General features: G+C 68.5%; 19 protein-coding genes. 12 read left to right on the forward strand and 7 right to left on the reverse strand.

Annotated features, from left to right (window positions below; translation table 11 throughout):
• Positions 1-48 precede the first annotated feature (48 nt).
• Positions 49-651, reverse strand: a complete 603-nt coding sequence (locus tag AB0I79_RS60050; RefSeq protein WP_357894641.1) for a hypothetical protein — start codon at positions 649-651, stop codon at positions 49-51.
• A 143-nt stretch (positions 652-794) separates the two neighbouring features.
• Between AB0I79_RS60050 and AB0I79_RS60055 the strand changes: the two genes are divergently transcribed.
• The 3 genes from AB0I79_RS60055 to AB0I79_RS60065 all read left to right on the forward strand — a co-directional run bounded on the left by AB0I79_RS60055 (position 795) and on the right by AB0I79_RS60065 (position 2,392).
• Positions 795-953, forward strand: coding sequence for a hypothetical protein (locus AB0I79_RS60055; RefSeq protein ID WP_357894644.1), 159 nt, complete (start codon positions 795-797; stop codon positions 951-953).
• A gap of 105 nt (positions 954-1,058) precedes the next feature.
• Positions 1,059-1,289 (forward strand): hypothetical protein, encoded by a 231-nt coding sequence (locus tag AB0I79_RS60060; protein ID WP_357894647.1) that lies wholly within the window; start codon positions 1,059-1,061, stop codon positions 1,287-1,289.
• An 89-nt stretch (positions 1,290-1,378) separates the two neighbouring features.
• Positions 1,379-2,392 (forward strand): hypothetical protein, encoded by a 1,014-nt coding sequence (locus AB0I79_RS60065; protein ID WP_357894650.1) that lies wholly within the window; start codon positions 1,379-1,381, stop codon positions 2,390-2,392.
• Positions 2,393-2,496: 104 nt separating this feature from the next.
• Here the strand turns inward: AB0I79_RS60065 and AB0I79_RS60070 are convergent, their stop codons facing one another.
• A complete protein-coding gene (locus AB0I79_RS60070) occupies positions 2,497-2,811 on the reverse strand; it encodes a hypothetical protein (protein ID WP_357894653.1) in 315 nt (104 codons plus the stop codon).
• Positions 2,808-10,313: an RHS repeat-associated core domain-containing protein gene (locus AB0I79_RS60075; protein WP_357894656.1), complete on the reverse strand. Its 7,506-nt coding sequence runs from the start codon at positions 10,311-10,313 to the stop codon at positions 2,808-2,810. The genes AB0I79_RS60070 and AB0I79_RS60075 overlap by 4 nt, the downstream gene beginning before the upstream one ends.
• A gap of 434 nt (positions 10,314-10,747) precedes the next feature.
• Between AB0I79_RS60075 and AB0I79_RS60080 the strand changes: the two genes are divergently transcribed.
• From AB0I79_RS60080 to AB0I79_RS60090, 3 genes are read left to right on the forward strand one after another with little or no spacing between them, the layout of a single operon-like run.
• Positions 10,748-10,906 (forward strand): hypothetical protein, encoded by a 159-nt coding sequence (locus AB0I79_RS60080; RefSeq protein ID WP_357894659.1) that lies wholly within the window; start codon positions 10,748-10,750, stop codon positions 10,904-10,906.
• Positions 10,907-10,956: 50 nt separating this feature from the next.
• Positions 10,957-11,385 carry a hypothetical protein gene (locus AB0I79_RS60085; RefSeq protein ID WP_357894662.1) on the forward strand — a complete coding sequence of 143 codons (429 nt, stop codon included), beginning with the start codon at positions 10,957-10,959 and terminating at the stop codon, positions 11,383-11,385.
• Between the two features lie 50 nt (positions 11,386-11,435).
• Complete coding sequence (locus AB0I79_RS60090; protein WP_357894720.1) at positions 11,436-14,528, forward strand: Tn3 family transposase; 3,093 nt, start codon at positions 11,436-11,438, stop codon at positions 14,526-14,528.
• Between the two features lie 253 nt (positions 14,529-14,781).
• On the opposite strand, the gene AB0I79_RS60095 is transcribed toward AB0I79_RS60090, so the two are convergent.
• Complete coding sequence (locus tag AB0I79_RS60095) at positions 14,782-16,086, reverse strand: MFS transporter (RefSeq protein ID WP_357894665.1); 1,305 nt, start codon at positions 16,084-16,086, stop codon at positions 14,782-14,784.
• Between the two features lie 364 nt (positions 16,087-16,450).
• Here AB0I79_RS60095 and AB0I79_RS60100 point away from each other — a divergent pair, with 364 nt between their 5' ends.
• Positions 16,451-17,416 (forward strand): site-specific integrase, encoded by a 966-nt coding sequence (locus tag AB0I79_RS60100; protein ID WP_357894668.1) that lies wholly within the window; start codon positions 16,451-16,453, stop codon positions 17,414-17,416.
• Positions 17,417-17,751: 335 nt separating this feature from the next.
• On the opposite strand, the gene AB0I79_RS60105 is transcribed toward AB0I79_RS60100, so the two are convergent.
• Complete coding sequence (locus tag AB0I79_RS60105) at positions 17,752-18,987, reverse strand: tyrosine-type recombinase/integrase (RefSeq protein WP_357894671.1); 1,236 nt, start codon at positions 18,985-18,987, stop codon at positions 17,752-17,754.
• Positions 18,988-19,146: 159 nt separating this feature from the next.
• Here AB0I79_RS60105 and AB0I79_RS60110 point away from each other — a divergent pair, with 159 nt between their 5' ends.
• From AB0I79_RS60110 to AB0I79_RS60120, 3 genes are all read left to right on the forward strand, one after another.
• A complete protein-coding gene (locus AB0I79_RS60110; protein ID WP_357894674.1) occupies positions 19,147-20,364 on the forward strand; it encodes a hypothetical protein in 1,218 nt (405 codons plus the stop codon).
• Positions 20,365-21,273: 909 nt separating this feature from the next.
• Complete coding sequence (locus AB0I79_RS60115; RefSeq protein ID WP_357894677.1) at positions 21,274-21,900, forward strand: hypothetical protein; 627 nt, start codon at positions 21,274-21,276, stop codon at positions 21,898-21,900.
• A gap of 87 nt (positions 21,901-21,987) precedes the next feature.
• Positions 21,988-22,266 (forward strand): hypothetical protein, encoded by a 279-nt coding sequence (locus AB0I79_RS60120; RefSeq protein WP_357894680.1) that lies wholly within the window; start codon positions 21,988-21,990, stop codon positions 22,264-22,266.
• Between the two features lie 454 nt (positions 22,267-22,720).
• Here the strand turns inward: AB0I79_RS60120 and AB0I79_RS60125 are convergent, their stop codons facing one another.
• A complete protein-coding gene (locus AB0I79_RS60125) occupies positions 22,721-23,326 on the reverse strand; it encodes a YdeI/OmpD-associated family protein (protein WP_357894682.1) in 606 nt (201 codons plus the stop codon).
• Positions 23,327-23,494: 168 nt separating this feature from the next.
• The gene (locus AB0I79_RS60130) at positions 23,495-23,932 is read right to left on the reverse strand and encodes a carboxymuconolactone decarboxylase family protein (RefSeq protein ID WP_357894684.1); all 438 of its coding nucleotides are present in this window, start codon (positions 23,930-23,932) and stop codon (positions 23,495-23,497) included.
• 182 nt (positions 23,933-24,114) lie between these two features.
• Here AB0I79_RS60130 and AB0I79_RS60135 point away from each other — a divergent pair, with 182 nt between their 5' ends.
• Positions 24,115-25,065 (forward strand): YafY family protein, encoded by a 951-nt coding sequence (locus AB0I79_RS60135; protein WP_357894687.1) that lies wholly within the window; start codon positions 24,115-24,117, stop codon positions 25,063-25,065.
• Positions 25,066-25,105: 40 nt separating this feature from the next.
• Positions 25,106-26,611, forward strand: coding sequence for a site-specific integrase (locus tag AB0I79_RS60140; protein WP_357894690.1), 1,506 nt, complete (start codon positions 25,106-25,108; stop codon positions 26,609-26,611).
• Positions 26,612-26,692 lie beyond the last annotated feature (81 nt).

Here is a 26,692-nt window from a genome sequence, read left to right on the forward strand (position 1 = left end):
CTGATCACGGTCGACCGCTGACCGTACGCCTGCCTGCGGGAACGGGCGTCAAGATCGACTCATGGCCGGTTTTCCCCGTATCTCGGCTGGACCCGGACGTTCGCCGTCACCCGCCAGCCTCGGTACGAGGGCTATGACGATCTGCACGGGACCGCCAAGCTGACCCCCGACGAGTTCCTCATCCTGATCGACGGCGCCGAGATCGGCGGCACGTACTCGTGCTCCTACAACCCGGCGGCCTCCGCCGGCTGGGGATGGAACGACGGCTGCCTGCCCGGCGAGTCCTGGGCCTCCTGGGGACCGCGCGGGCTGTCCTGCGGCCACCCCACCCGCGAGGCCGCCGAACAGGCCCAAGTCCGCGAGTACGCCACCGACCCCGACGGCCACGACCGCCAGCTCGCGATGGCCCGCGCGGAAGAAGACGCCGAGAAGGCCCAGCGGCAGGCAGAGCGGGAAGCCGAAGACGAGCGCCGCGAGGCCGAGCGGCGCCGCGAGCGCCTCGGTGATGACGAGCCCGGCCCCACCATCTGGACGCTGCCGGCGTACCACGCCCTGTACGCCGACACCGACGAGGTCCAGGCCGTTGCCGACTGGCTGGAGGCCAACGGCATCGAGGACGTCAGCGGGCAGCACGAGATCCGCGTGGAGCAACGCGCCACCCGCCGCGCGGCCGTCTACGAGGCCCCCTCTGGGTCTGGAACGGCCGCAGCTCCACGACCACCGAGACCCACATCGTCACCCTCGCGGCCGACCCGCCCGCCATCACCGCCCCCGACCGCCCGGATCTCCACGAGGTGTTCGACGCGCACTGGCCGACCCGATTCCCGCTGATCGACTTCGGCCTCGGCATCGCCTGCGTCCAGTGCACCAGGGATGCGAAGGCCACCGTCTCCGACCAGATGGTGGCCTGGCCGTGCGCGGTAGTCGAGAAGGCCATCGCCAACGCTCCCTGACAGTCCGCTTCAGCACAAAAGAATCTTGTACCCCCTAGGGTTGACACGTTCCCCCTAGGGGGTACATTTTTTGTAGGACGGCAACCGACCGGATGGGACAGGCAGATGGCGCTCCTCGACCAGAACGAGATCGGCCAGATCCACGAACTGCAGCAGAGGGCGATGCAGGGCCGGAACAAGACCTACCTCTTTGCCCTGGCGGAACAGGACTTGCTGACCGCGCTCGACGCCCTCAACTACGCCGCCACCATCGAGCGCGACGAGAACCGGCGCGAGCGCTGCCAGCACGTCGCCGGCATCCTGAGCGAGCTGTGGGAACGGGGCCTCAAGCAGTGACCACCGCACAGATCCCTGGGGTCGCTGGTACCGGCCCCGGGAGCCACCCCCAGGATCACACCGGTACGGCGGCCGACACCACGCCGCCCGTGCCCACCACCCTGCCCGCCCTCATCGCCGCCCTGCAGGACCTGGACCGCCTGGACCCGATCGAACGGGCCCGGCGCGCTCCCCTGCTGATCGACGTGGCCAAAGGCGTGCTTGCCGCCGTCCGGGCCGACTCCTTCCGCGAAGCCAGCGCCACGGGGCTGTCCCTGGCGGAGATCGGCCGCCGGGTCGGTACCAGCCGGGCCAAGGTCAGCGAGGCGATCAAGGCGTACGGGACGGGCCACCGCCCCGCTCCCCCGGCCTCGACGCAAACCGCCCCGACGGTCGACCAGGGCCACGCGCGGCCGACCCCACAACACGCCGACGGCGACAGCGAGATCACCCCGCCTGAGGAGCAGCACCAGCCGGAAGCCGAGGCCCAGCAGGCCGACCGGCCGACGGGACGACTGCGCAGCGAATCCCGGCTGGGGCCGGACTGGGCCACCGACGACAACGACGTGCTGTGGTGGCGGCGCGACACTCGCGCAGGCAGCGTGAGCCCGGCCTGGCCCGGCAGCGGCTGGACCGCCCGAACCGCCCAGCACACCCCGATCACCACCAGCCCCGGCAAGCGCGGCGCCTACCCCTCAAGGATCAAGGCGCTGACCGCCGTGGCCGCCGACTTCGAGACCCGCCGCCGCGCCCGCACCGCGCACGCCGACGTGGCGCTGGACGGCGCGCCCGGCTGGCGGCTGACCCAAACCCAGGCCGACCACGACCGGCACCGATGGAACGTCGTCACCCCCACCGGCGACGTCGCCGGAACGGTGACCAAGGTCAGCTGGCACCACCAGGCATGGGAGGCCACCGCCGGTGATCCGGCCAAGCGGCACCACGACCCCCTCCCCATCGAGCCGATCGGGGACGAGCCAGGCCGCAGCAGCGCCGACGGGTACTGGCGCACCCGCACCGCGGCCGCGCTGGCGGTCGCCCGCTGGCATGACCCGGACCTCGACCCGGCCCCGGCCGTACGTCAGCTGGCTGGCGGCCTGGATGGCGGCGGCCCGCCGCGGTGACGCGCTCGGTCAGCGGCTGTACCCCGGGCCTCCAACCGAGCGTCGTCCAGCAGGCTGACTCCGTACGGGTGCTGGGTTAGGGCCAGCAGGGCGGATTCTGCAAGCTACAGTGATGCCAGCCAAAAGAGCCTAGATGCGGCGACGATGACTATGCCTGCAGCAAACACTCGGAGAACCCACGATTTTACAGGCAAAAAAATGGCTACTGCCGCTGGGGCGCACGCCAGTCGCATCAAGAAGCTTGCCGCGTCTACCGCATCAGCATCGACTTGCGGTGGCACCACCGACGCCCATTCGAGGTTGTAGACGTTGATAATGAAGCTCGCCCCAGCAAGGACTGCTGCAATTGCCACGCATACTACCCAGAGGGCAACGGCCCATTTTGACTCTTTCACGGATTCTCCGGTTGCGGCGTTCATGCGCACGTCTGCCCATACAGGGGCTTGCATCGGCCCGTGCTCAGCAAATCTTGGATTAGGTCTTTATTGGCAACCATAACCTTGCCGTAGGCCTGGGCATCCCGACTGCGCCACGATCCTGAGCCGCCGTTGTACCAGGCTCCTACGCGCTGCACCTCTTGATCGGTCCATGCGCCACCAACGGTGTTATGTAGCCTTCCCAAGTACATCCCCACAAGGAACAAATTTGATGCGGGGTTTTCCAGCACCTCTAACGTGTTCCTGACTACGTCCCCGACTTTCATTTTCTTGTCACCGTATCCGAGTAGCGTAGCGGCGAGGCCAATCTGCATCTGCACTTCTCCGAAGGACGTTTTAAGCGCGGCATTGAGGTCTCCCTCACCCAGCCGCTTAAGGAACGCCACGGAGTCGACCCACCCCGGGTCGCCTCCAACCTCGTTGTAGGCCACGGCGCCGAGGACCCAGCCGGGAATTCCCCAGTAAGCCGCCGCCGCATTAATGACATCCTTGTATGCTTTGACCCACCGAGCTTTGAATTCAAATATTTGCTTCTGGGCTTGCTCTGGGTTGATCTTCAAGCTTGCTGCATAGTTAGCGGCATCTTTAGTTGTCCACTTTGGGCCCTTCACCTTCGCCCACTGGCGCGCGAACTCTTCTGCCGCTCGTTGCATCGGCGTTTCATCGTCCCTGATCGGCGGACCTTCTGCACAGGTGATATAGCAGCCGTCGGGGTGTGTCGGATACTGATTGTGGTAAGCGGCCGTCACAGCCCACATGATCTCAAGAGATTTATCGCTAACGCTGGGGTCATATTTCTCCATGAAGTCGAGCTGGGCTTCCCAGCTGGCGTCCCAGAAGTCGATGACCAGATCGTCCGTTCTCTTCACCACAGGTCGGCCGTTGTACATGATCTTCATGCCCAGCCTTTCGATTTCGTCCTGCCCGAGCCAGGATTTCTTCTCCTTCTCCAGCTCGATCATCCGGGCCCAGCTCGGGTCGACGATGACCTGTCCTGCGCCGACGCAGAAGCCCATACGGACACACGTGTCGTCGACCGCACCGCCACCGACCGGCCCGATGACCCTACCGCCGCCTGATGACGCGGAGCCGTTGTAGACACCGGAGGGGATGGTGGTGTAGCCGCTGCCGCTCGATGCGGAACTGCCGTACCCGGAGCTGCCGTGGCCGGCGAGTGAGCCGCTGTCGATAACGGTGTAGTGGCCGGTGGGGTCGGTGCCGGTCAGGGGTGAGGCGTTGGCGTAGGTGTAGCGGTTGGCCTGCACGGACGGGTTGGGGGTGAGGGTGGCGGTGTCGCGGCTGGTGAAGGTGCCGGTGCCGGGCTGGTACCAGCGGGCGTGCATGTTGACCTTGCCGGTGTCCGGGTCGGTGTACTCGCCTTGGTAGCCGAGCTGCGTCTTGTTGCCGGTCTGGGCGGTGACGGCGCCGAACGGGTCGTAGGCGGTGGAGGTCTGCAGAGTGGTGGTGAAGGTGGCCACCAGGTCGCCGTGCAGGTCCGTCAGTGCCGCTGTCGCTGCGGCGACGCCTTCCTTCATGCCGAGCAGGCCGCCGCTGAGGTCGCGGGCGTACTTGGCCTGAACAGCTCCGCCGCTGTCGGTGATGGTGGCCAGGTCGTTGCCAAGCCCGGAGTAGGCGAAGGTCTGCTTGGCGGTGCCGCGGATGCGGCTGGTCATTCGATCGAGGGCGTCGTAGGAGTAGAGGCTGTCGCCATCGGCGATGAGCCGGTCGAAGGCGTCGAATGTGTAGTTCGTGCTGGCGCCGGCCTTGGTGCTGGTCGCGAGGGTGCCGCGTGCGGTGTAGGTGTAGTCGGTGCCGTCGCCGGTGGTGAGGCGGTTGCGTTCGTCGTAGGTGAACGTCTTGTTGCCGGCCTTGGTGCGGTTGCCGGCAGCATCCCACTCGTAGGCGGTCACCGCGCCGCCCGGGGCGGTCCAGGAGGTAAGCCGGCCAGCATGATCGTAAGTGTAGGTGTTGGCGCCTGCTCCTGCGGTGCCTGTGGTGGTCTTGGTGGTGAGATTGTCGTCCTTGTCCCACCCGTAGGCGATCTTGGCGAGCTGGGTGCCGGAGCCGTTCGTCAGCGTCTGGCTCTCCACCCGGTTCGTGTCGTCGTAGCCGATCCTCTGGGTGCTGGCCGTGCCGCTGGTGGCGGCGATGGTCTCCAGGCGGCTACCAGCGTCGTAACCATAGGTGAGAGTACGGCTGGTCACCGGGTCGGTGGCGGTCTTGAGCCGGTTGGCGGTGTCGTAGGTGAAGGTGGCGGTACCGGCTGCGTCGATGCGCTGCGTGGGCGAGGGGAGCCCGCCATAGGCGTAGGCGGTCTCCTGAACGGTGCCGCGCGAGACCTTCAACGGCAGGCCGCGGTCGTTGTAGTCCACGGTCAGGTCACCGGCGGCAGTCATGCGACCAGCCAGGTCGTAGCCGTATGTACGTTCGGTGGTGGTGGCACCGCCTCCCGCGCCGCTCTCCTTGGTGAGCCGGCCCAGATCGTCGTAGGTGCGATCGATGCGTACCCCGCCCGGCTGAACGGTGGTCTTCGGCTTGCCTGCCGCGTCGTAGACGTGGGTCCAGGTACGGTCGGCCGCGTCCGGGTGCGCCGCGGTGGAGGGCTCGGTCACCGTTTCGGCCAGGCCGAGGCTGTTGTAGCTGGTCCAGGTGGCGTTGCCGCGCCCGTCGGTGATGCGGGTGCGGGCGCCGGTGGCGTCGTAGCCGAAGCTGGTGGTGATGGACTCGCTTCCCGAGACCGGCTCGATGAGGGAGGTAAGCCGGTTCAGCGCGTCAAAGGTCTGCCGAGTGACATGGCCCTCGGGTGAGGTGGCGCTGGTCTGGTTGCCCGCCAGGTCGTAGCCCATGCTTCGCGTGCGCTGCACCGTGACGGCATTCTGTCTAGTCTCGTCCCGGCCCAGATCCGTGACCTTGATCTTCCGGCCTGCCAGGTCGTATTCGGCTTCGCTGGCGTTGCCGTTCGCATCGGTGCTCTTGACCAGGCGCCCGGCCAGGTCGTACGCCATGGTGGTCGTGCCGCCCGGGTCGGCCCCTTCGATGATTTCCCCGGCTGCGTTGACCTTGAAAGTGGTGGTCTTGGTGCTGGTGCCCTGGCCGGGGACGATCTGCTTGATCAGTCGGCCGGCGTCGTCGTATTCCATCTTCGTGGTGTAGGTGGCGCTGGCGGGCTTGCGCTCGATCTGGGTGGCGGTGATCTGCCGGCCCAGACCGTCGTAGGAGGCGGTGGCGCGGGCACCGGTCGGATCGACGGTGGCGACTTTCTCGCCGGCCATGTTGTACTCGGTCACCCATGTGCCGGGGGTCTGGCCGTCGGCGGGGGCGGGGTTGGTGATGCGGACCTGCCGGCCGAGCTGGTCGTAGTCGTAGGTGGTGACGTTGTCGAGCGGGTCGGTGGTGCTGATGCGCTGTCCGGCCTTGTCGTAGGCGTGCTCGATGGTCGGGCTGAGCGCGCTGCCGCCGGGCGGCGTGTAGGCGGGTGCGGTGGTGCTGGTCAGCCGGCCGGCCTTGTCGAACGTCGAGGTGAGGGTGCGGCCTTCGGCGTCGCGCTGGTGAGTCTGGTTGCCCACCGTGTCGTAGCCGAGCAGCGCCGTGGGGCGGGCCGGGGCGGCGGTGCCGTTCTTGTCCACCTGCACCTGCGGCGCCTTGCTCTCCACCAGGCGATCCAGGATGTCGTAGCGCATCGTGGTGGTGTAGTCGGCGGCGTTGGCGCCGTCGGCGTTGCCGCGCGGGTCGGTGCTGGCGATGGGCAGGCCGCGATCGTCGTAGTCGGTGGTGGAGACGATGTCCTGGGCGCCGTTCTCGACGGTCTGCTTCGTCCGCTGGTTCAGCTTGTTGTAGGCGTAGCTGGTGATTTCGGTGCGGTCACCACCAGCGGCCGTGCGGGTGGTCGTGGTGATGTTGCCGTTGGCGTCATAGCCGAACGCGGTGACCCGCGCCAGCCCGTCCGGGTTCTGGGCCGAGCGTGGGTCCAGCGTTTGCTTGATGAGCAGGCTTGCCTGGTCGTAGTTGAAGCTGGTGACGAGCGCTTCACCGTTCGCCTGGATGCCGTTGACCTGCACGGTCAGATTGCCGGCCGCGTCGTACTCCTCGGCCTTGACCAGCACATCCCGGGGCGGGGCGGTGGGACTGTTCAGCACGGCGCCGACCGCGATCTGTTCCTTGAGCCGGTTGTCTCCCCAGTAGAAGTTCTTGAACGTGCGGCCCATCGCGACGTCCTTGATGGTCTCAAGGCGGCCGCCGTTGTCGTAGGTGCGGGTCTCCAGCGGCACGTCCTTGGCCGGCTGTGGATTGACCGGGCTGCCGGTCCAGCCCTTCAGCGTGCGCGTGTGCAGTTCGCCCCGCTCGGTGTAGGTCTGCTCGATGACCGTGCCGCGGGCGTCGGTGGTGCGGATGACCTGGCCACGATGGTTCCACTCCTGCCGCGCCACACCGCCCTCGGGATCGGTGACGGAGTCCCGGCGGCCGTACGCGTCGTAGGTGAACGTGGTGGTGCGCTCCGGGTCACCGCCGGTCAGGTCCGCGATCGTTTGCGTCAGCGGGTTGCCGTCCGGGTCGTAGGTGGTGCGGGTCTGCGCCGTGTGGGTGACGCCGCTGATCTCGTTCTTGACCCCGGGGGCGGTGCTGGAGACGAGGCGGTTCCAGCCGTCGTAGGCGAAGGTGGTCCTCGCCCCGTCCGGCACCGCATCCGAGATGCGGGTGCTGGCGGTCATGCGGCCCAGCACGTCGTAGTCCAGCGTCGTGACCCTCCCCTCAGGGGTGGTCTGCTCGGCCAGATCGCCGGCCGCGGTGTAGCGGTAGGTCCAGATGTTGCCGCGGGCGTCGGTCTTGCTCTCCACGAGCCCCGCCGGGGTGCCGCCGCCGCCTACCGCCGGCTCGGTGCCGTCGGTGTAGGCGATGCTCTCCGAGCGGCCCTGCGGGAAGTCGCCCGTCGCCGGGGTGGTGACCTTAGTCTGCTCACCGAAACTGTTGTACTCGGTCGTGGTGGCGTGGGTGGGGTCGGTGTCACTGGCTGAGCGGCCGTCCCGATACGCCGTCACCTGGTCGTTACGCGGGTCGAACGGGTCGTTCTCGTTGACGTAGTACGTCCAGTACTCGATCGCGCACTCGTTCGCCGCCCGGCAGTACTTGCGACCGATCGTGTTGCCGCGCTTGTCCTGGTAGATGTCGTTGGCGATGTCGTTGCGGTCGATCACCTTGGTCAGGAAGCCCGCCTGGTCGTACTCGTACCAGGTGGTGTACTCCCTCTGGTCGGTCACGCCACGGATGCGGAAGCCGCGCCGGGAGTCATACAGGTAACCCAGTGTGTCGTTGCCCGGATCGGTCACCGTCACCTCGGCTTCGCCGGACTGCTGCTCGATCCCGACGGTGCCGATCTTCCAGGTACCGCCGTCAGCGTCGGTGTGCGTGGCGATGCGGTCGGTCTTGTCATCGTAGGTGTTGACCGCGTGCACCCGCCCGGACGGCAGCGTCACCTTGGTCAGCTTGTTCGGGGCCGCGGTGCGGGCGGCGTAGTGCCGCTGTACCTCGCCCGCAGCGAGCGGCCGGTCATAGATGGCGACCTCGTCCACCAGGCCCGCGATACCGCCGATCGTGGTGATGTACCGGTTCTCGGTGCCGGTGATGGGCTGGGTGAGCGTGCCGACGACCGCGCCGTCCAGGTACAGGGTCTGCAGGTCGCCGGCGACGGTGAGCACCGCGTGGTGCCAGGCGCCGTCGTTGACCGGCGCGGCGGTGGTGATCGGGGTGGTGGTCGGCTGGTAGGAGCTGCGTAGCTTGCCGTCGGTGCCGACCGCGAACACCTCTTCCTTGGTGCCGCCTTGGACGGTGCGCAGCGAGATGACGGTGCCGGCGGTGGTGGAGCTGGTCTTGAACCAGGCCTCCATGGTCGCGTGCTTGCCGATCCTGGGCACGATTCCTTCCGGGGGCCGCACCCCGGTGGTGGTGGTCAGCTCGACCGCGCCGTCCGTTGTGCCCGCCAGTGCGCCCGGCTGGGCGCGCTTGGCGGCGTCGTCGTAGCTGGCGTCGCCCGCGCCCCAGCCCAGGTCGATCGCGTTGCCGGTGGTCTCGCTGAGCCGCCAGTAGCCGAACGGGTCCGAGTCCAGGACGCTGCTGCGATACAGCGACCCGCTGCCGTAGTCGTAGGTGGTGCAGTTCGGCGCCGTCACCGGTGCGCACACCTGCGTCAACCGGCCCTGGTCATAGCTGTAGGTCCAGGTCAGCGCCTTGCCGTCGACCGGGTCGCTGGACACCGTCGCGACCTGGTCGCCCTGCCAGGTGAACGTCACCGACCGGCCGCCGACCCCGGTCACCTTCGCCAGCTTGCCGGCGGTGTCGTAGGTCAGGTCGCTGCTGCGGCCCCGCTGGTCGGTCATCTTCGTCAGCCGCCCGGCCGCGTTGAACAGGTAGGTGGCGTTGGTCTTGTCCCGCAGCCGCCAGGTGCCGCCGCTCTCCTCGGCCAGGGTGGCGTGCATGCCGGGCGGCGGCTGGAACGTGCCGTCCCCGTTCGAGGCGAACCGCACCTGCCGCCCGTCCGGGTAGGTGACCAGCGCCGCGGTGGAGGCGCCGCGCGTCTCCTTGACGATCTTCATGTCCCAGCGGGTGGACCAGCCCGCTCCGAACATGCCGTCCGTGCGCGGGTCCAGGCTGTTGTAGGTGCGCACCACTGACAGCGGCGGCCCCACCGTCGCCACCTGCAAATCGGTGGAGGTGGTGGTGTAGTTGCCGGTCTGCTGGTTGAACTCCCGCCCCTCCACCCCGGAGGAGGACAGCTGCGAGGTGACCGTCGGCTGGCGTACCCCGGTGAGGAACGTCAGCTTCGGTGAGGTGGTGGTGGAGCTGTCGTAGGAGTCCCGGACGGTGACCGTCCACCAGTACTGCTTGCCCCAGACCAGCTTCCCAGTCGCCGGAACGCTCCAACTGTTGCCGTTGCCCGGCACATACCCACCGGAGCTGGTGCAGCCGGTCGTCATGACCTCGTTGTCGCAGAGCTTGAACGAGTACGAAAGCTTGGAGGTGGTGGAGTTGTTGCTCTGCCCCCAGGCCCGCAAGGTCGGCGTCAGCGTATCGACCAGATGCCCCTGCACCGGATACACGCTCGTCAGCGTCGGCACCGCCATGACCGCCCGATCGGCAGCTCCGGCCCGCAACGTGCCCGCCGGCAGGCTGGACTCCTCGGACTCGGGCGTCGCATCGATCGTCAGGTCCTCCTGCGGCACCGCGCCCTTCGGAGGCTCAACGCTGGATCGCCACCCGTCCGGCGCCTCCATTGCTGACACCGCCGTCGCGGGCGCCAACGGCAGTAGTCCCGTTGCCGACGCCATCATTTGCTGCGGCACTGCAGGTAAGGCGCTCATGTCGGCGATGGTGCCTGCCTCGGCGGCGGCGGCCGCGGCAGGCGCCGCCTGCACTGCCAGCAAACCGGGTGCTAACCCGGCGAGCGTAAAGATCACTCCAGCCGAACGACGCCATGACGAAAACCGGCGCATGCGCCATCACACTCCGAACCACGACGAGGGACACCAACAGCGGCAGTCGTCGCTCTCCGCCACGGCCCTTGGGTCGCGCGGCTCGGAGCTGATCACTTCCGACGATCAACGTAAAAAAATCCGACCTATCCGACAAGACGGGAGATCATCACAAAACGGATAACAGCCTTATCGGGTATGTGACGTTCCGTAACTGGGGCAAACGTGTCGAGTGGAAGGATGTGAACTTTCCAGATCTCAAGCGCGCCTTCAAACCCCACCTCCCACCCTGAATCTCACCGATATCTGACAACCGTCATTGCTCAAATGAAACACGCATGTCATCCTTATCTTCAGGCGCATAGTAGAAAAGATCGTTTGTACCCAGGTATCGCAGGGGCGATACGCGGGCTCTGGCTGACGGCCTGGTCGCGTGCGCGAAGGGGGTGCACGGCATGGCATGGCTGACCGTGCTGGGCCCCGCCGCGGCGCAGATCGATTACCGGCTCCGTGCGGACGCCGGCTGCGGCCAGGTCGACTACCGCCTTGCCGACGGTGACAGCCCGGCGGCCGGTCAGGGGCGGACGCCGGTGCCGAGCCCGGGCGCGGCCTGACGTGGATCGGCGACGGGCTGCGTGAGTTCGGCATCGAGCCGGGCACTCCGTTGACGCCCGAGGGCCACCAGGCCGCCCGGCGGCTGATGGCCGGCCGCGATCTGGGCACGGGCAAGCGGCTCGTCAAGCCGAAGCTGGCCGTGCACCCGCGGGCGATGCTGCCCGGCGAGGTGCTGCTGCAGGCGCTGCAGCAGGCCGCCGTTGGGCGCGGGCAGAGCGTGGAGGACATGCTCGCCGGCGCGCGGTGGGCGGCCAAGCGCGCCGGGCGTCTGGAGCGCGGCGTCGAACGCGAGCGCGAGGCGCACCGCATCCCGGTCGGTGACGCCGAACGCCTGGCGGCCGCCGCCGGCCTCAACCTCGATGCGCTGTATGAGCCGGACCGGCTGGCGCAGGCGCGCGCCCACCGCGATGAGCGCGTGCAGGTGGGGCACGGCCGGAATACGACGCAAACACACCGCGGCCTGACGACTGATCGTTAGTGTGGGTGTCGTCATGTTGATGATGGTCTGGGAGGTTGCTGGTGACCTCGATGGACCGGACCGCGTATCCGCGCTTCGCGCGGGTGATCTCGGCGCGGGAGCTGGCAGAGGATTTCACGCCGACCGATGCCGAGGTGAGGTGGGCACGCGGGCACACCCAGGATGAGCATCATCTGTTGATGTTGGTGGTGTGGCTGAAGTCCTACCAGCGGCTGGGGTATTTTCCGAAGATCGCTGAGGTGCCGGCGGCTGTGGCTGGGCATGTGCGCGGAGCGCTGGGGCTGGCCGATGAGGTGGAGCTGCGGCAGGCAGCGCCGATGACGGCCAGCCGGCATCGGGCGTTTGTCCGCAAACGTTTGGGTGTGTCCTTTGAGTCGGCCCGGGTCCGACGGATCGCCGAGCAGGCCGTCCGGAAGGCCGTGCGGTCCAAGGACAATCCGGCCGATCTGATCAACGTGGCGCTGGAGGAACTGGTCCGCGCTCGGTGCGAGTTACCCGGCTACACCACACTGGACGCGATGGTCGCGGCGATCCGCGCTGAGGTCAACACCGGGTTCTTCCAGGCGGTAGCTGGGCGGCTGGATGCGGCTGGGCGGGCGCGGCTGGCCCGGCTGCTGGTGGTTGATCCGGTCAGCCGGCGCAGCGAGTTCGACCGGTTGAAGGACGTGGCCCAGGCGGCGTCGCTGGGGAAGTTCAAGGAGCGGCTGGCGCTGCTGGGCGATATCGACGCGATCGGGCCGACTGGGACGTGGCTCGAGGGCGTGCCTCCGGGGAAGATTGCGCATTTCGCCGGAGAGGCGCGGGTCACCGACGCGGCGGACATGCGCAAGGTCGGCGAGGACAAGCGGCTCACGCTGCTGGTGAGCTTCGTCCATACGGTCGCCACCGGGGTTCGCGATGACGTGGTGACCATGTTCTGCAAGCGGATGGCAGCCATTCACAAGAGGGGTCGCGACCACCTGGAAGGACTGCGCGAAGCTCACCGCGCCGAGTCCGAACGCCTTCTCGGGGTGTTCGGCGAGGTGCTTTCGGCGGTGCGCGACGCCCTGGTCCCGGGAGACGACAACGACGCTGTGACCGGCGAAGCCGCCCCGCAGTCGGCCGCAGCAACGCCGCCGCACGAGAGGGCGGAGCGGGCCGGGCACCTGGTGCTGAAGACGTTGGAGCGCGCCGGTGGCGTGGAGGCGTTGGCTGGCGCGCACGAGGCGATCTCGGCGCACCACGGCAACAACTACCTGCCGCTGCTGGAGCAGTACTACAGCTCCCATCGGGCGGCGCTGTTCACCCTCCTTGAGGCGATCAAGTTGGAGGCCACCACGGCCGAACGCAGCGTGCTGGAGGCGGTGGAGTTTCTGCGCGCCCTGCGCGGAGCCAAGACGGTGTTCGTGCCCGACGGGCTCATGGTAGAGCGGCCCGGCCCCGCGGGTGATCCGGTCCCGTTCACGTTAAGGATCAACGTGGATGCCTTCGCCTCGGGGCAGTGGCGCAAGATCTTGCGAGACAAGAAGCGGCCCGGGATGCTGGTGCGCCGCCATCTGGAGGTGTGCGTATTCTCCTACCTGGCGGCCGAACTACGCAGCGGTGACATCGCCGTGGCCGGGTCGGACTCCTTCGCCAACCTGCACGATCAGCTCATGACCTGGGAGGAGTGCCGGCCGCTGGTGCCGGCGTTCTGCGCCCAGGCGGGTATCCCGGCCGAGGCGAGCGCGCTGACCGCCCATTACCGCGACAAGCTGACCGCCGTCGCCGCGGTGGTGGATGCGGGCTACCCGGGCAACACCGATCTGCTGCTGGAGGGCGGCCGGCCGGTGCTGCGCCGCCGTAAGGGAGCCGACCGGCGGCCCGAGGCGCTGGAGCTGGAGGCCGTCATTCATGACCGGCTGCCTCAGCGCGCACTGCTGGACATCCTCACCCGCACCGCCTACCTGCTGAAATGGCACCGCCACTTCGGGCCTGCCTCCGGCTCCGACCCGAAGATCCGCAACGCGATGGCCCGGTACGTGCTGACCGCCTTCGCGCACGGCACGCTGCTGGGCCCGTCCCAGGTCGCGGCGCACATGCGGGGCACGGTGAGCGTGCACGAGCTGTCGCTGGCGGGTCACAAGCACACCACCGCCACCAAGATCGACAAGGCGTCGGTGGAGGTCATCAACGCCTTCGCCAAGCTGGACGTGGCAAGCGTGTGGGGTGATGGCAAGACGGTCGCGGCCGACGGCTCGCAGGTCGACACCTGGGAAAACAACCTGCTGGCCGAAACTTCGATCCGGTACGGCGGGTACGGCGGCATCGCCTACCGGCACGTCTCCAACACCTACATCGCGCTGTTCAGCCGTTTTATCCCGTGCGGAGTGTGGGAGGCGGTCTACATCATCGAGGGCCTGCTGCGGAACACCTCGGATATCCAGCCTGACACCATCCATGCCGACGCCCAAGGTCAGGCGCTGCCGGTCTTCGGGCTCGGTGCGCTGCTGGGCTTCGACCTGCTGCCCCGTATCCGTAACTGGCACGACCTGATCTTCTATCGGCCGGGCGAGCACACCCACTACGCCCACATCGACTCACTGTTCGGCGACGAGGTGGTCGACTGGGATCTGATCGAGAACCACTGGAGCGATCTGCTGCGGACGGCGATCTCGATCCGGGAGAACAAGCTGTCGTCGGTGACGCTGCTGCGCCGGTTGGGCAACCACTCCCGCAAGAATCGCCTGTATCGGGCCTTTCGCGAGCTCGGCCGCGCGATCCGCACCATCACGCTGCTGCGCTACTTGTCCGAACCGGGGCTACGTGAGCAGATCACCCAGGTCACCAACCGCAACGAGGCCTTCCACGGGTTCGCCGACTGGCTGATGTTCGGCGGCAAGCTGATCGGCCACAACGACCCCGACCACCAGGAGAAGGTGGTGAAGTTCAACGAGCTGATCGCCAACTGCGTCATCTACTCCACCGCCTGCGACATCACCGACGCCGCCAACGACATCGCCGCCGAAGGTCGGCCCGTCGACCTCGACGACCTGGCCACCATCTCGCCTTACATCACCCACACCGTGCGCCGGTTCGGCAACTGGACCCTCGATCTGACGCCACCCGAGCGGACCCCGGTCACCCGGCTCGACCTCGAACCCCGCGTACTGTTCGCGACCTGACCACAGCGGCCGTGCAGGCTGCGCAGCAGGGCGGCCTGCTGGAAGGAGGCAGGTGATGAAGAACACGAACGGATGTCCTCGGGCTCGCCCGGGGCGGTGGTGGTCATGACGAGAGCGGTGTAGGCCGGGGCGTTCGCAGGGGCGGAGGGCTCCACGATGACGGTGATGCCGCCGATGACGGGACCTCGCACTACGACGACTCCTCGACTGCTCTGAGCCAGCATGACCAGAAAGCGACCGTCATCAATTGGCGCTAGGCGGGGGCGCGCGGGGCCTTGTCGTCGGTTGAAGTGTCGTCTTCGGCTGTGGAGGCTTCTCCGGCGAAGTGACGCAACTCTGGGCTGAGCGCGGCCACAGCGGCGGTCAGGCCAAGCAGTCCACCTAGCACGATGAGTGCTGTCGCGCCGCCCAGTGCCGCAGCCAGTACCCCGCCGAGGACTGGCCCGAGGGGCTTGAGCGCCGTCCCGCCCATGCTCAAGACCGCGCCCATCCGGCCGAGCATCGCTTCGGGCACCATTCGCGCGATCACAACATTTATCACCACGTTCAGTGAGGGCGTCGACAAGGTGATGAACACCAACGGGACCATCGGCCACCACGCCCCCCAGGGCAGTGCCGTGGCCGCCAGCGCCGCACCAAAGACAATCACGACGGCCAGCAGGAGTCTGCCGGGAGGCAGGAGCTTGCTGATGCGGCCCGACAGCAGCGCACCGGCCAGCCCGCCAATACCGAGGCCGGCCAGGACCGTGCCGGTGATGCGCGCATCACCGCCGCGTTCGCCGATGAGCACGATCAGCGGGATGAGGAAGGCCCCGCCCAGCAGGTTGAGGATCATTACCGCTGCGGTGACCTCCCGGAGGCCGTGTTGGCGCCAAAGCCATGTGACGGCCTCAGCCATTTCCCGCCGCATGGAACGCCGGATTGGCCGCTGCTCCTTGCCACCATCTCGCGCGGGGGTTTGCGGCTCGTCCGACGGACGGCGCGGCACCTTGGCAAGAGCGTAGAAGAGCGTGGCGGCAAGGAAGGTGATGGTGTCGACGACGAAGGGCACTGCGCGTCCCAGGCCGTACAGCAGGCCACCGAGCGGGGGGCCGATCAGCCCGGCCGCGTGGGTACGGGCCTCCTCCTGCGCATAGGCACTGTGCAACTGGCCCGAAGGGACGATGCCGCGGATCGCCGTGTCCTGGACGGGACCGATGAACGCGGCGCACAGCCCGTCCAGCACAGCCAGTGTGATGAAGTGCCAGACCTGTACATGATCAGTGATGACGAGCGCCGTCAGCAGCGCGGAAACAACCGCCTGGAGGCTCTGGGCCGTGAGGAGTGTGCGGCGCCGATCCCACCGGTCCACCCAGACACCGGCCGGCATCTGGACCGCAACGAAAGCGACGGTGCGGGCTCCGGCGACGATGCCGGCTAAACCAGGCGAGCCGGTGAGCGCCATCACCAGCAGCGGCATGGCGAGCCTGGTGAGCTCCGACCCCAGCTCGGAGACCGCGCTGCCGACCCACAGCAGTTGAAAACGGGCGTTCTTGCGCAGCGGGACGATGGCGGGCACGAAGCGTCTTCCTTGGAGGCGGGAGGCGGGGCGCCATCACCTGATTTGAGGCCCCGTCACGGAGGCGAAGGCTGCGCCGGTTCCGGCTTCGGACAGGTCGGGCGGGACCCGGAGAAGATACCTACCGGCGATGGCGCTGTCTACTGAATAGAACCGGTGAGGGCACATGCGCCTTCAAGCCGGAAGCGGACCTTAGCCTGCGAAAGGGAATCCGTATTACCTGTCGCATATGCCGGGCCGCAGGCGCGTCCGTCCAGCTCGCCGCTCGCCGGAGCGGGGCCGAATCAGTAGTGTTATATGTCACATCAGCTCAGTGGCTCAGTTCTGTGGGCATCAGCCCAGACATCTGTCCTGTGGAGGTGTCATGCCGGTCGTCGCCTTCCCCGGCATGCCCGGCCCCGACAGTCCGGCCGATGATCGCGCCACCGTCGCCAGCGCCGTCGCCCGCTTCCTCGACTCCCTGGATGCGGCCATCACCCGCCGCAGCTATGCCTGCACCCTCGCCCGCCTGACCGCCGCCAGCGGCACCCGCCACCCGGTCGCCGCGCTCGACTGCGACCACTACGCCACGGTGATGGACCACTGGGCAGCGGCCGAGCCGGCCACCTGGAACCGGCACCTGTCCGCGTTGGTCTCCTTCACCACCTGGGCCCAGCGTCAGGACCTCCTCGCCACCAACCCCGCCCGCCGCCTCAGGCGGCGCAAGACCACCCGCCGCGGCGACCGCGCCCTCCCGGCCGCCCGGCTGGAGGCTCTGTTCGCCGACGACCGGCACGCACTCCGTGAGCGGGTGCTCTGGCGGCTCCTCTACGAAACGGCGGCCAGGGCCGAGGAGATCCTTTCCCTCGACGTCGGGGACCTCGACCTGGAGTACCGGCGCGCCCGCATCGTCTCCAAAGGCGGCGCGCTCGAGTACGTGCACTGGGCCACCGCCACCGCCCGCCTCCTGCCCCGCCTGCTGAAGGGACGGCAGACCGGGCCGGTTTTCCTGACCGACCGCCGCGCCCCCGCCTCCGGCCGCCGCGCCCCCGCAGCCGCCGACATCTGCCCCATCACCGGCCGCGGCCGCCTGTCCTACCCGCGCGCCGAGCACCTGTTCAAGACCGCCTCCGCCGAGCTCGACCCGCACGGCGACGGCTGGACCCTGCACCAACTCCGGCACAGCGCGCTGACCCACCTGGCCGCAGCCGGCCGCACCGCCCCAGAGCTGCAGGCCAAGTCTCGCCACCAGCACCTATCCAGCCTCGGCCACTACGTCCGCCTCGGCGAGGAGACCTCCGCCCGCATCACCGCCGCACACGACCCCGCGGCCCGACGACGCACGCGCTGACGCCAGGCAAGACGCCTACAGGCGGTGTGTTTCTGGCGTACTCCGGCCGTACCCCCTGCAAGGGATACGAACCGACGAAGTCGGACAATTTCCCGTCCTCTTGCGGACGATGGGTTGCAGCAGTGTGACGTATCAGCACTGCAAGCCTCGTGACCAATGATGGCCCCACCAGCGGATACGTCAGGCGATTGCAGCGGTTGGTCGGTTCCATTGCAGTGAGTCTGGTTCGTGATGGGACTCGCCATCCAAATTTCTTGGGAGTTCGTCACAGGTCTTCAGCGCATTGGTCACCAACGTGCAGCGCAGGGCGCGGGTGGCTCTTGGCGCGAGCCCTCTCATTTCTGCCCTCGCACGGGAGATGGGTAGTGGCCGCGCCTTGTCGGCGGCGGGGACAGACGGTCGACGGCGGCGCGGCGTACGTCCTCGTCGCGGCGGTCGTAGCGGGCGGTGGTGACCGGGGAGGCGTGGCCGGCCAGGGCCTGGGCGGTGGCCAGGTCGACGCCGGCGTTGAGCAGTTCGCCGATGACCGTGCGGCGGAAGTCGTGCGCGGTCGGCCGGGCCGCCTTCGCCTGCTTGGCCCGTTCGGTGAGCATGTGGCTGATCGTCTGTCCGGTCAGGTGGTCGATGCGGCCGCCCGCGCCGCGGCGGCGGATCCGCTGGGGGCGCGGGGTGAACGGGGGGAACAGGCCGCCGGGCTCGCGGCCGCGCTCGGCCAGCCAGTCCTCCAGACGGGCGGCCGCGGTGCGGGTGAGGAAGACGCGCCGGTCCTTGTTGCCCTTGCCGCGCACGTGCAGCGAGCGGCGGGTCGGGTCGTAGTCACGCAGGGCGAGCCGTGCCAGTTCGGCCCGGCGCACGCCGGTGGAGTACAGCACCTCGATCATGGCGGCGTCGCGCAGCGCGGCCTGGCGCAGTGCGGCGCGGCGGGCCTCGTCGGGCTCGGGTGCGTTGAGGTGGGCATCGCAGGCGTCCAGCAGGGCGCCGACCCGTTCGGGCGCGAGGTGCTCACCGGCCGGTTCGCGTGAGCCCTTGAACGGCCGGACGTCCGCGGCGCGGGCGTGCTCCTCGGCCGTGCTCAGGCCCAGCCGCCACGCCCACGTGATCACCTGCCGCAGCGCGGTCAGGTGCTTGTTGCGGTAGGTGTGCGACCAGGGGCGCTCCTCGCCGGTCTCCGGGTCGCGGGCCACCTGCTCGTCCAGGCGGGCGCGGACGTAGATGGTGTGCTCGGCACGCAGCACATGCCAGGGGAAGCCGAGCCCGGTCCGTGCGGCAGGGTCCTTCTCGCCGGTCTTCGGGTCGATGCCGTGGACGTCATCGCCGAGCAGGAGCCGGGCGATGCGGTCCAGGCAGCCTCTCATGGTCGTACGGGACTCGGCGCTGTCGAGTGAGTCGAGGTAGGCCAGGTACGGGTTCCGGTTGCCGGTGTCCACCGCCGCGGTGGGCAGCGCGACGTCCAGCGCGTCCGCGGGCAGCAACTCGCCCGCCGGGCCCGCGCCGCGTGGCCCGCCGTCCGGTTCGGCGACCGGAAGCGGACGGTTCGGCGGAAAGACCGCAATCGCGGAGGAAACGGTCACCTGGCCAGAGTGCTCATGTGCAACGCCCACCGCGCGATCATATCGCCTATTGACGGGAACCGCACTTCCCGTTGATAGAGAAAAAAGGCCCAGCAAACGTGTGTCACAGGCACGTTTGATTTCAATGTCAAATGCGCACGCTTGCTGTACATTCGAGATATGACCATGAACCCGGGTGATCACTCGCCGAGCAGCACGGACGGGCCGGACGACCTCGACGAGGCCCTGGCGGAGCCCGGCGGCGACGGGCGGGCCATCCATGCTGAGCGCGAGCGGCCGGGCGAGTGCCCGTGCGGGAACAAGCTGCGGCCGCCCGCGCGGCGCGCGGACGGCTCCCGCCACGGCGGCCGACCCAGCAAGTACTGCTCCGCGGCGTGCCGCAGCCGGTTCCGGACCAGCCGCCGCAAGGAGCAGCAGCAGGAAGCGGCCGAGGCCACCCGGCGGGCGCTCGCACTAGGCGAGCAGTTTCTACCGGCGCTGGAGCAGACGCAGGAGCTGGGCGCCGAGCTGCGCGAGCTGCTGCGCGCCATCACCGTCACCCAGGCGCAGATGCTCAAGGACGCCGAAGAGGACGCCGAGGAGGCGATCGCCGCCGCGGCGCAGCAAGAGACGATCGCGACGGCGTCCGAGACCGCCCGGGACCGCGCCCAGGAGCAGGCGGAGGAGGAGCGCCGCAGGCGCACCGCGGCGGTGCGCGCGCAGCACGAGGCCGAGGCCCGCGCCGCCGAGGCGAAGGAACACGCCGACCAGGCGAAGGAACACGCTGACCAGGCGGACGAACGCGCCCGCGAGGCCGCCGAGCGTGCTGACGCCGCGCTGGAGAAGGAACGTGAGGCACGCAAAGAGGCGAAGGAGGAGGGGGAGGCCAGGGTCAAGGCCGACGCCGCGGCGGAGGCGGCCCGACGTGAACGCGACACCGCGGTGGAGGAACGCCAGGCCGCCGTGCAGCGCGAGGCGGCCCTGCGCACCCAGTTCAACACACAGGCGGCGCAGCTCAGCACGCTCACCGAGCAACTGCGGACGGCCCGCGCCGAGGTCGCGGAGCTGAAGCGGCAGAAGGAGACCGAAACCGAGCGCGCGGCGAGCGCGGAGCGCCGCACCGAGCAGGCGCAGGCCGACGCCCGGGAAGCCCGGCAGGAGACCAACACCGTACGGGAGGAGCTCCGCGATGTACGTGCCGAGCTCAAGGACGTGCGCGGCACCCTGGCAACAGCCGAGCGGGACGCCGGCGAAGCGGCGACCGCCCTGGCCGTGGCCCAGACCAAACTGGCGGAAACCCAGGACAGGCAGCGCGACCTCGAGCGCCGCCTGGCTGCCGCAGAACGGAAGACACAGCCCGCACGTCCCACCGGCACAGAACCGCATGACCGGCAGTGAGCTGGCCTGCGCCCGCCGCCGACGCACCGCCTTGGGGGCCGCCGTATCAGGAGACACGTCAGTCTGATGACGTCGTTTGCGACGGTCCAATGACGATAGACCTACCCACCTGCGCCATTCGTCACGAACTGTCTTCGGGTCTGGTCACCGGTTGTCGCAGGGAATTTCGCCAGTGTGTCAGAGTCCACGCCGGCGCGGGAGCGGGTAGCCGAAACGCGCCGCAGCAGGAGCACGCATCGCGCCAGGCCCGGGAGTACAAGGTGGGAGCTCGCGAGATTGCGAAACATTCGAGCACACCGCCCAACGTGCACACTGAAACATGTTGACCAGGCGTCACTGCAATGTAGACGACCAGTGCCATCCCCGCCGGGGAGTGCCCATGCGGGAACCCCCTGCCCCCGCCCGCGCGGCGCGAGGACGGCAGCCGCTGCGGCGGCCGTCCCGCCAAGTACTGCTCGGCGGCGTGCCGGCAGCGCTTCCGGGCCGACCGCCGCAAGGCGCAGCAGGGCGCACTGACCGACGCCACCCGGGGCGCGCAGGCCCTGCAGCAGCAGATCGGCCCCGAGGTGGAGCGCCTCATCGAGCTGCTGACCGTGCAGAACGGGCACCTCGGCACGATCGGCGCGGTCCAGGTCGAGCGCCTCGCCGAGGCCGAGGAGGACGCCGACGAGGCGACCGGGCGATCAGCAACGAGGTCGACGCCGTGCGCCGGGCCAATGAGGCTGAGGAACGCGAGCAGGCCGCCCAGCGCGCCGACAAGGCGGAAGCACGCGCGGACAAGGCAGAACAGCGTGCGAACAGCGCCGAGGAACGCGAGCGGCAGGCCCGCCAACAGGCGACACAGGAAGAGACCGCACGCGCCGCGCCGACACCGCGGCGCACGAGGCCCAGCGTCAGCGCGATGCGGCCGTGGCCGAACGCAAGACCGCCGAGCAGCGGACCGAGCAGCTGGCCACCGAGCTGGCCGCGCTGAAGGAACAGCTCCTCGCCCGCGACCGCGAACTGGCCGGAGCGACCACGACACTCGCTGAGCTAGCGGGAAAGGTCGAGGCAGCCGAGCGGCGCGCCAAGCAGGAACGCCAGGCCGCCACCAACGCCCGCGCCGAGACCACCACGGCCCGCGCACAGGCCGACCGGCTCCGCGAACAGCTCCGCGAGGAAGCCGGCCGGGCCGCCGACGCGGCGCTCGAGGCGGCCGTGGCCGCCGCCCGGCTGGAGGCCGCCCAAGCCGCCGCCGGCCTGGTGCTGCCCGAGCTGACCGACCTCAGCAGCGACCTCGTTCAACACGACGGAGTACTACCCGACACCGCCATCGAAGTCGTCGCCCAGCATCCGGATGGCAGCGTGGTGCTCTACTGGCACAACGCCCGCATCCCGCTCGGCGACCCCGAGCGCGCCCGCCCACGGGGAGGCTCTGGCCACCGCGATCCTGGCCGCCTCCTTCGAACGCCCCTGACCGCTGCAGTCAGGCAACCGCCGGCTCCCCTCTCCCCCGCCACCGCACCATCCGGTCCACTGAAAGGACGTACCGGGTGAGCACCGACAATCGGCCTGATCAGCCCGAGGACACGGATCCGCCGCAACCGCCTGTGCAGCCACACTGGGCGCGACGACTGGCCGAGCGTGCCGTCCTCGCCGACGCCGCGCTCGCCACGCAAGGCCGGGTCCCGGTCACCGTGGTGCACGAACGGCGACCCCGACTCCGATGAGGACCTGCGGCTCATCGGCGAGGCCCTGCCCGCGCGGGCCGAGCGGGCCGGCCCCCCGGTCTACCGCCAGGGCGGTGGCGACTTCATCACCTACGTCTTCGCCCAGCCCGCCGCCGCCGCGGCGGCGGCCGCGTTCGTAGCCGAGGTCCGGGCCATCGCCCCGCCGTGGTGGCGGATCGTGCCGTCGCTGTAAGCGCACTGAACGCCGCGCGGCCAGTGACCGCACCAGGTGGTCACAATGACAGCAGCCCCGACACCCCCTTGGGAGAGGTCCATGACCGACGCCGCACCGACGTCCGCGAGTACTTCTGCCGACCCGGCACGGCAACCGGTGGGTCCGGGGTCGAGGAACGAGAGGACAGCCATTAGCGGTGAGATGGATCACGGTGCAGATGGTCACGGTGACCCACGGAAACAATCAAGGTCGCGTTATCGCGCCAGACTCTCCCGCCACGTTCGGGCCGACGCTGACTCAACGCCGTTGGTCGTGCACACCCGTCCTGACATGCTCGAACATCCCGTACCGCTAATGGCTGTCCCGTCGTTCCTCGACCCCGGGGCTGGGTAAGGTGCCGGATCTGGCCGAACGCCGCGCCGCCAGGTGCGTGGGCTTGGAGGAGCGAGGCGGGGACAGGAGTGGCCCGCATTCAACTGCCGAGGGCGCGCTTTTGTGGGTGGATCGTCTCGCCGCGGGCGAGCATGTCAACGAACTGGGTGATACGGCGAGCTCGGGTCTCGGCGCGTTTGGCGTTCGTGATCCGATAGAGAACGGCGTAGCGGTTTTGCGAGGTGAGGATGTCGAACATCGCTTGTGCCTCGGGTTGCGCGGCCAAAGCGGCGGCCAGGTCGGCTGGTATCTCGATGCCGGCTTGTCCCGCGTAGGCCGTGTCCCAGCGGCCGTCGGTCTTGGCGCGTTCGACCTCGGTCGTTCCGGCCGGATGCATCCGGCCCTCACTGATCAGACGGGTGACGATGCCAACGTTACGCGCTGACCAGGGACTCTGCCTTCCGCGAGGGGTGAAGCGCCGGCAGAAGGTGATCTCATCCCGCCGTCGTAGCCGACCATCGATCCAGCCGTGGCACAGGGCTTCGTCGAGCGCTTGGTCATAGGTCAGGCTGGTGGGCCGGGTCGTGTTCTGCTTGGCGAGGACCAGCCACACCCCTGCCGAGCTGTCGTGGTGCCTGCTGAGCCAATCCCGCCAGGCTCGGGCATCGGTAACGGTCAGTTCCGGTAGTTCGTTGCTCATCGTCATGTGCCCCTGAGGCATCAAAGGAATGGTTGTCGACGGTCACCCGAAGGTGGGAGCCCAGGTCGGGTGCCTGCCGGAAGTGGCGCTGGATCGGTCAGCGGTGGAGCCGGCCGATCACGTCCTTCGCCACCTCGCCACCGCGGCCTCTGGACGGATGACGCCCGCGCGCCTTCACCAGGTCTTGCCGGACTGCTCCCGGATCGTGTGGTTGATCCGGTTGAAGAAGTTGGTGAGTGCGATGTTCAGGATGATCGCGGACATCTGCTTCTCGTCGAAGTGGGTGGCAGCAGCGTCCCAGATCTCGTCGGTCACGCCCGGCGCGCCGTCCTGGATCCGGGTGGCGGCCTCGGTCAGCGCAAGCGCTGCCCGCTCCTCCTCCGTGAAGAACGGGGTCTCGCGCCAGGCGACCACGTTGTGCAGCCGCTCCTCGGTCTCTCCATGCTTCTTCGCCGACTGGACGCCGGCGAACACACACGGGCTGCAGCCGTTGATCTGGCTGGCCCGCAGATGGACCAGCTCAAGCACGAGCGGGTCGACGCCACCGGCGTGAATCGCCTTCTGGAGATGCGTGATCCCTGTGATCAAGTCGGGACTCGCCACGCTCTTCATGCGTGCTTCCATCAGTGTGGCTCCTTCATCGGTTACCTCGGCCCATCCGGGCCCGCCATCTAACGCACCTTGGCGGAGGTCATCGTCATGGACCTTTCGGCCGAGAAGTTCTCGGTCGTGCCGGCGACGTTACGGTATGACCCGGTCAGAAACGGTCCTGGTTATCGAGCAGACTGTCAGCCATGGTCAACACCTCGGCGCGGCTGCTGCGGCTGCTGTCTTTGCTGTCAACGCGGCAGTCCTGGACGTGCGCTGATCTGGCCGCCCAGCTGGAGATCACCGCACGGACGGTTCGCCGGGACATCGCCCGGCTACGTGAACTCGGCTACGGCATCGAATCGGAGATGGGCCCATGGGGCGGCTACCACCTCGGGCCCGGAACCAGCATTCCGCCACTGATCCTTGACGAGGAGGAGGCCCTCGCGGTCGCTGTCGGGCTGCGCACCGCCGCCTTCAGCGGAGTCTCCGGCAGCGACCAGGCAGCCCTGTCGGCGCTGCTGAAACTACGCCAGGTGCTGCCGGCCAGGATCGCCGAGCGGCTCGGCGAGCTGGACGCCGCGTTCACCCACACCGCACGACCCGACGACAGCCAGATCTCCCCAGCGCTGCTCCTCGACCTGGCCACCGCGTGCCGACGAGGCGAACGCACCCGGTTGACCTACCGTGACAGAGCCGGAACGACGTCCACCCGCCGAGTGGACCCCTACCGGCTCATCTACACCGGCCACCGCTGGTACCTCCTCGCCTACGACCTGACGCGGCAGGACTGGCGCACCTTCCGTACCGATCGCATCATCGATGCCACAGCCACCGGGCAGGCCACTGCCCTGCCCGACCCGCCAGATCCAGCACAAATGGTCAGCACGGGCATCGCCCTAAGGCCCTACCCGGTGCGGGTGACCATCCGCCTGGCCGTACCGGCCGATGAGGCCCGCAGGCTGGTACCACCAACGGTCGGCGTCCACCACCCGGACGGCGATGACGCCACGATCATCGACATCGGCGGGCCAGACGCCGACGGCCTGGCCCGCTACCTGCTCAGCCTCGGCCGACCACTCCAGATACTGCACCCAGAAGAGGTCCGCCAGGCATTCCTCACCCGCACACAACAACTCCTCAAGGACAACCAGTAACACAAACCCCCGCCGATCGCCGACACGGCTACCTGCAGTGATGGATGTTGCCCGGCAGCGCTTGAGCAGCGCCGCGCCGATCCTGCGGCGGCGTTCGCTCTCGGCCACCGCCACCTCCCAGCCGCGCAAGCTGATGCCGTCCTGGAAGCCGCCGCTGGTGCTGCCTCCCCGCATGCAGGCAGTCGCCGACAAGTGGCTGGCCGCCCACCGGCTGACCGACGCGCCCCTCACCGTGGAGAAGCTGGAGATCGCCCTCCGCAAGTTCGGCGAGTGGCTCGCCGAACACCACCCCGGAGTCGTCTCCCTCGTCGACGTCACCCGCGATCACTGCCTGAGCTGGGCCCAATCCCTCACCGAGACGCCGACAGAGAAGACCGGCAAGCCACTGGGTCCGGTCACCCGCAACCAGCGAATTTCCGCACTGGCACTGATGTTCCGGGACGCTGCCGTGTGGGAGTACAACGACGTCCCCGGCTTCGCTCCGATCAGCCCGCGCGACGCGCCCCGGGCGCACCAGCGGATCCCCCGATTCATCCCCGATCACGAACTCGACCTCGTAATGCCGATCATCAACGAGATCACCTGCCCGTTCCAGCGCGCGGCGCTCCTGGTCGCCCGCTGGTCCGGCGCCCGCCGCGATGAGATCCGGCACCTGGCGATCGACTGCCTCGACCACTACCTCGACGGGACGCCACGGCTACGGTTACCCGGCCGCAAGACCTACAAGGAACGCGCCGTCCCCATCCACCAAGACGCCGCCGACGCCCTGCAGAAGGTCATCGACCTGCGCAAGACCGGCACGGACCGACCCTTCACCGACCCCCGCACCGGCGAGCAGATCCGCTACCTGTTCATGGACCACGGCAAGCAGCTGTCGCTCCACTACCTGTTCAACACCCCGATCCAGCAGGCTTGCATGCAGGTTGGGCTCGTCGTCCCCGGCGGCAAAAAGGACGGTCCCGGAGTTCGGGGCACCATCTCCGCCCACCGGTTCAGGCACACCGTCGGCACCCAGCTCGCAGAACGCGGCGCCAAGCTGCACACCATCATGAAGGTCCTCGGCCACTCCTCGGTCTCCATGGCACTCGTCTACGCCCAGATCAGCGACCAAGAGGTCCTACGCGACTACAAGTCCGTCCTGGCCCCCGGCGCCGTCATCGCCGGCCCCGCCGCACTCGACCTGAAGTCCGGCGTCCTGCCCGACGAGGCGGTGCACTGGCTGAAGACCAACTTCTTCAAGACCGAACTCGAGCTCGGACACTGCCTGCGCCTGCCCGCCGAGGGGCCCTGCGAGTGCGACCTCTACCTGACCTGCGCCAAGTTCGTCACCACCCCTGACTACGCGCCAAGGCTTCGCGCTCGGCTGGAGGTTGAACAGCAACTCGTCCAGGACGCCGATGACCGCGGCTGGATCCGCGAGGTCGAACGGCATACGTCCATCGGCCGACGACTCCAAAGCCTCCTCGCCGAGCTTGGCGAACCGTCCGATCCTGAAGCCCCCGAGACGACAGGACAACGACCGTGCACCGGCCCGATCGGAGCGTGACCCCCACCCAACGCCCGCGATCTTCTCGTGAAAGAGCCCGGGCCCCGAGACGGGCTCCACCAAGGGGATGATCCATAGTGT

Origin of the sequence: Nonomuraea sp. NPDC050202 (assembly GCF_040656115.1) — a bacterium.
GTDB lineage: Bacteria > Actinomycetota > Actinomycetes > Streptosporangiales > Streptosporangiaceae > Nonomuraea.

Coding starts and splice junctions, on each gene's coding strand:
- AB0I79_RS60070 (WP_357894653.1), bottom strand. CDS start 2,811: ATGAACGCCGCAACCGGAGAATCCGTGAAAGAGTCAAAATGGGCCGTT.
- AB0I79_RS60110 (WP_357894674.1), top strand. CDS start 19,147: ATGACCATGAACCCGGGTGATCACTCGCCGAGCAGCACGGACGGGCCG.
- AB0I79_RS60140 (WP_357894690.1), top strand. CDS start 25,106: ATGGATGTTGCCCGGCAGCGCTTGAGCAGCGCCGCGCCGATCCTGCGG.
- AB0I79_RS60080 (WP_357894659.1), top strand. CDS start 10,748: ATGGCATGGCTGACCGTGCTGGGCCCCGCCGCGGCGCAGATCGATTAC.
- AB0I79_RS60100 (WP_357894668.1), top strand. CDS start 16,451: ATGCCGGTCGTCGCCTTCCCCGGCATGCCCGGCCCCGACAGTCCGGCC.
- AB0I79_RS60125 (WP_357894682.1), bottom strand. CDS start 23,326: ATGACGATGAGCAACGAACTACCGGAACTGACCGTTACCGATGCCCGA.
- AB0I79_RS60090 (WP_357894720.1), top strand. CDS start 11,436: ATGGACCGGACCGCGTATCCGCGCTTCGCGCGGGTGATCTCGGCGCGG.
- AB0I79_RS60075 (WP_357894656.1), bottom strand. CDS start 10,313: ATGCGCCGGTTTTCGTCATGGCGTCGTTCGGCTGGAGTGATCTTTACG.
- AB0I79_RS60060 (WP_357894647.1), top strand. CDS start 1,059: ATGGCGCTCCTCGACCAGAACGAGATCGGCCAGATCCACGAACTGCAG.
- AB0I79_RS60135 (WP_357894687.1), top strand. CDS start 24,115: ATGGTCAACACCTCGGCGCGGCTGCTGCGGCTGCTGTCTTTGCTGTCA.
- AB0I79_RS60130 (WP_357894684.1), bottom strand. CDS start 23,932: ATGAAGAGCGTGGCGAGTCCCGACTTGATCACAGGGATCACGCATCTC.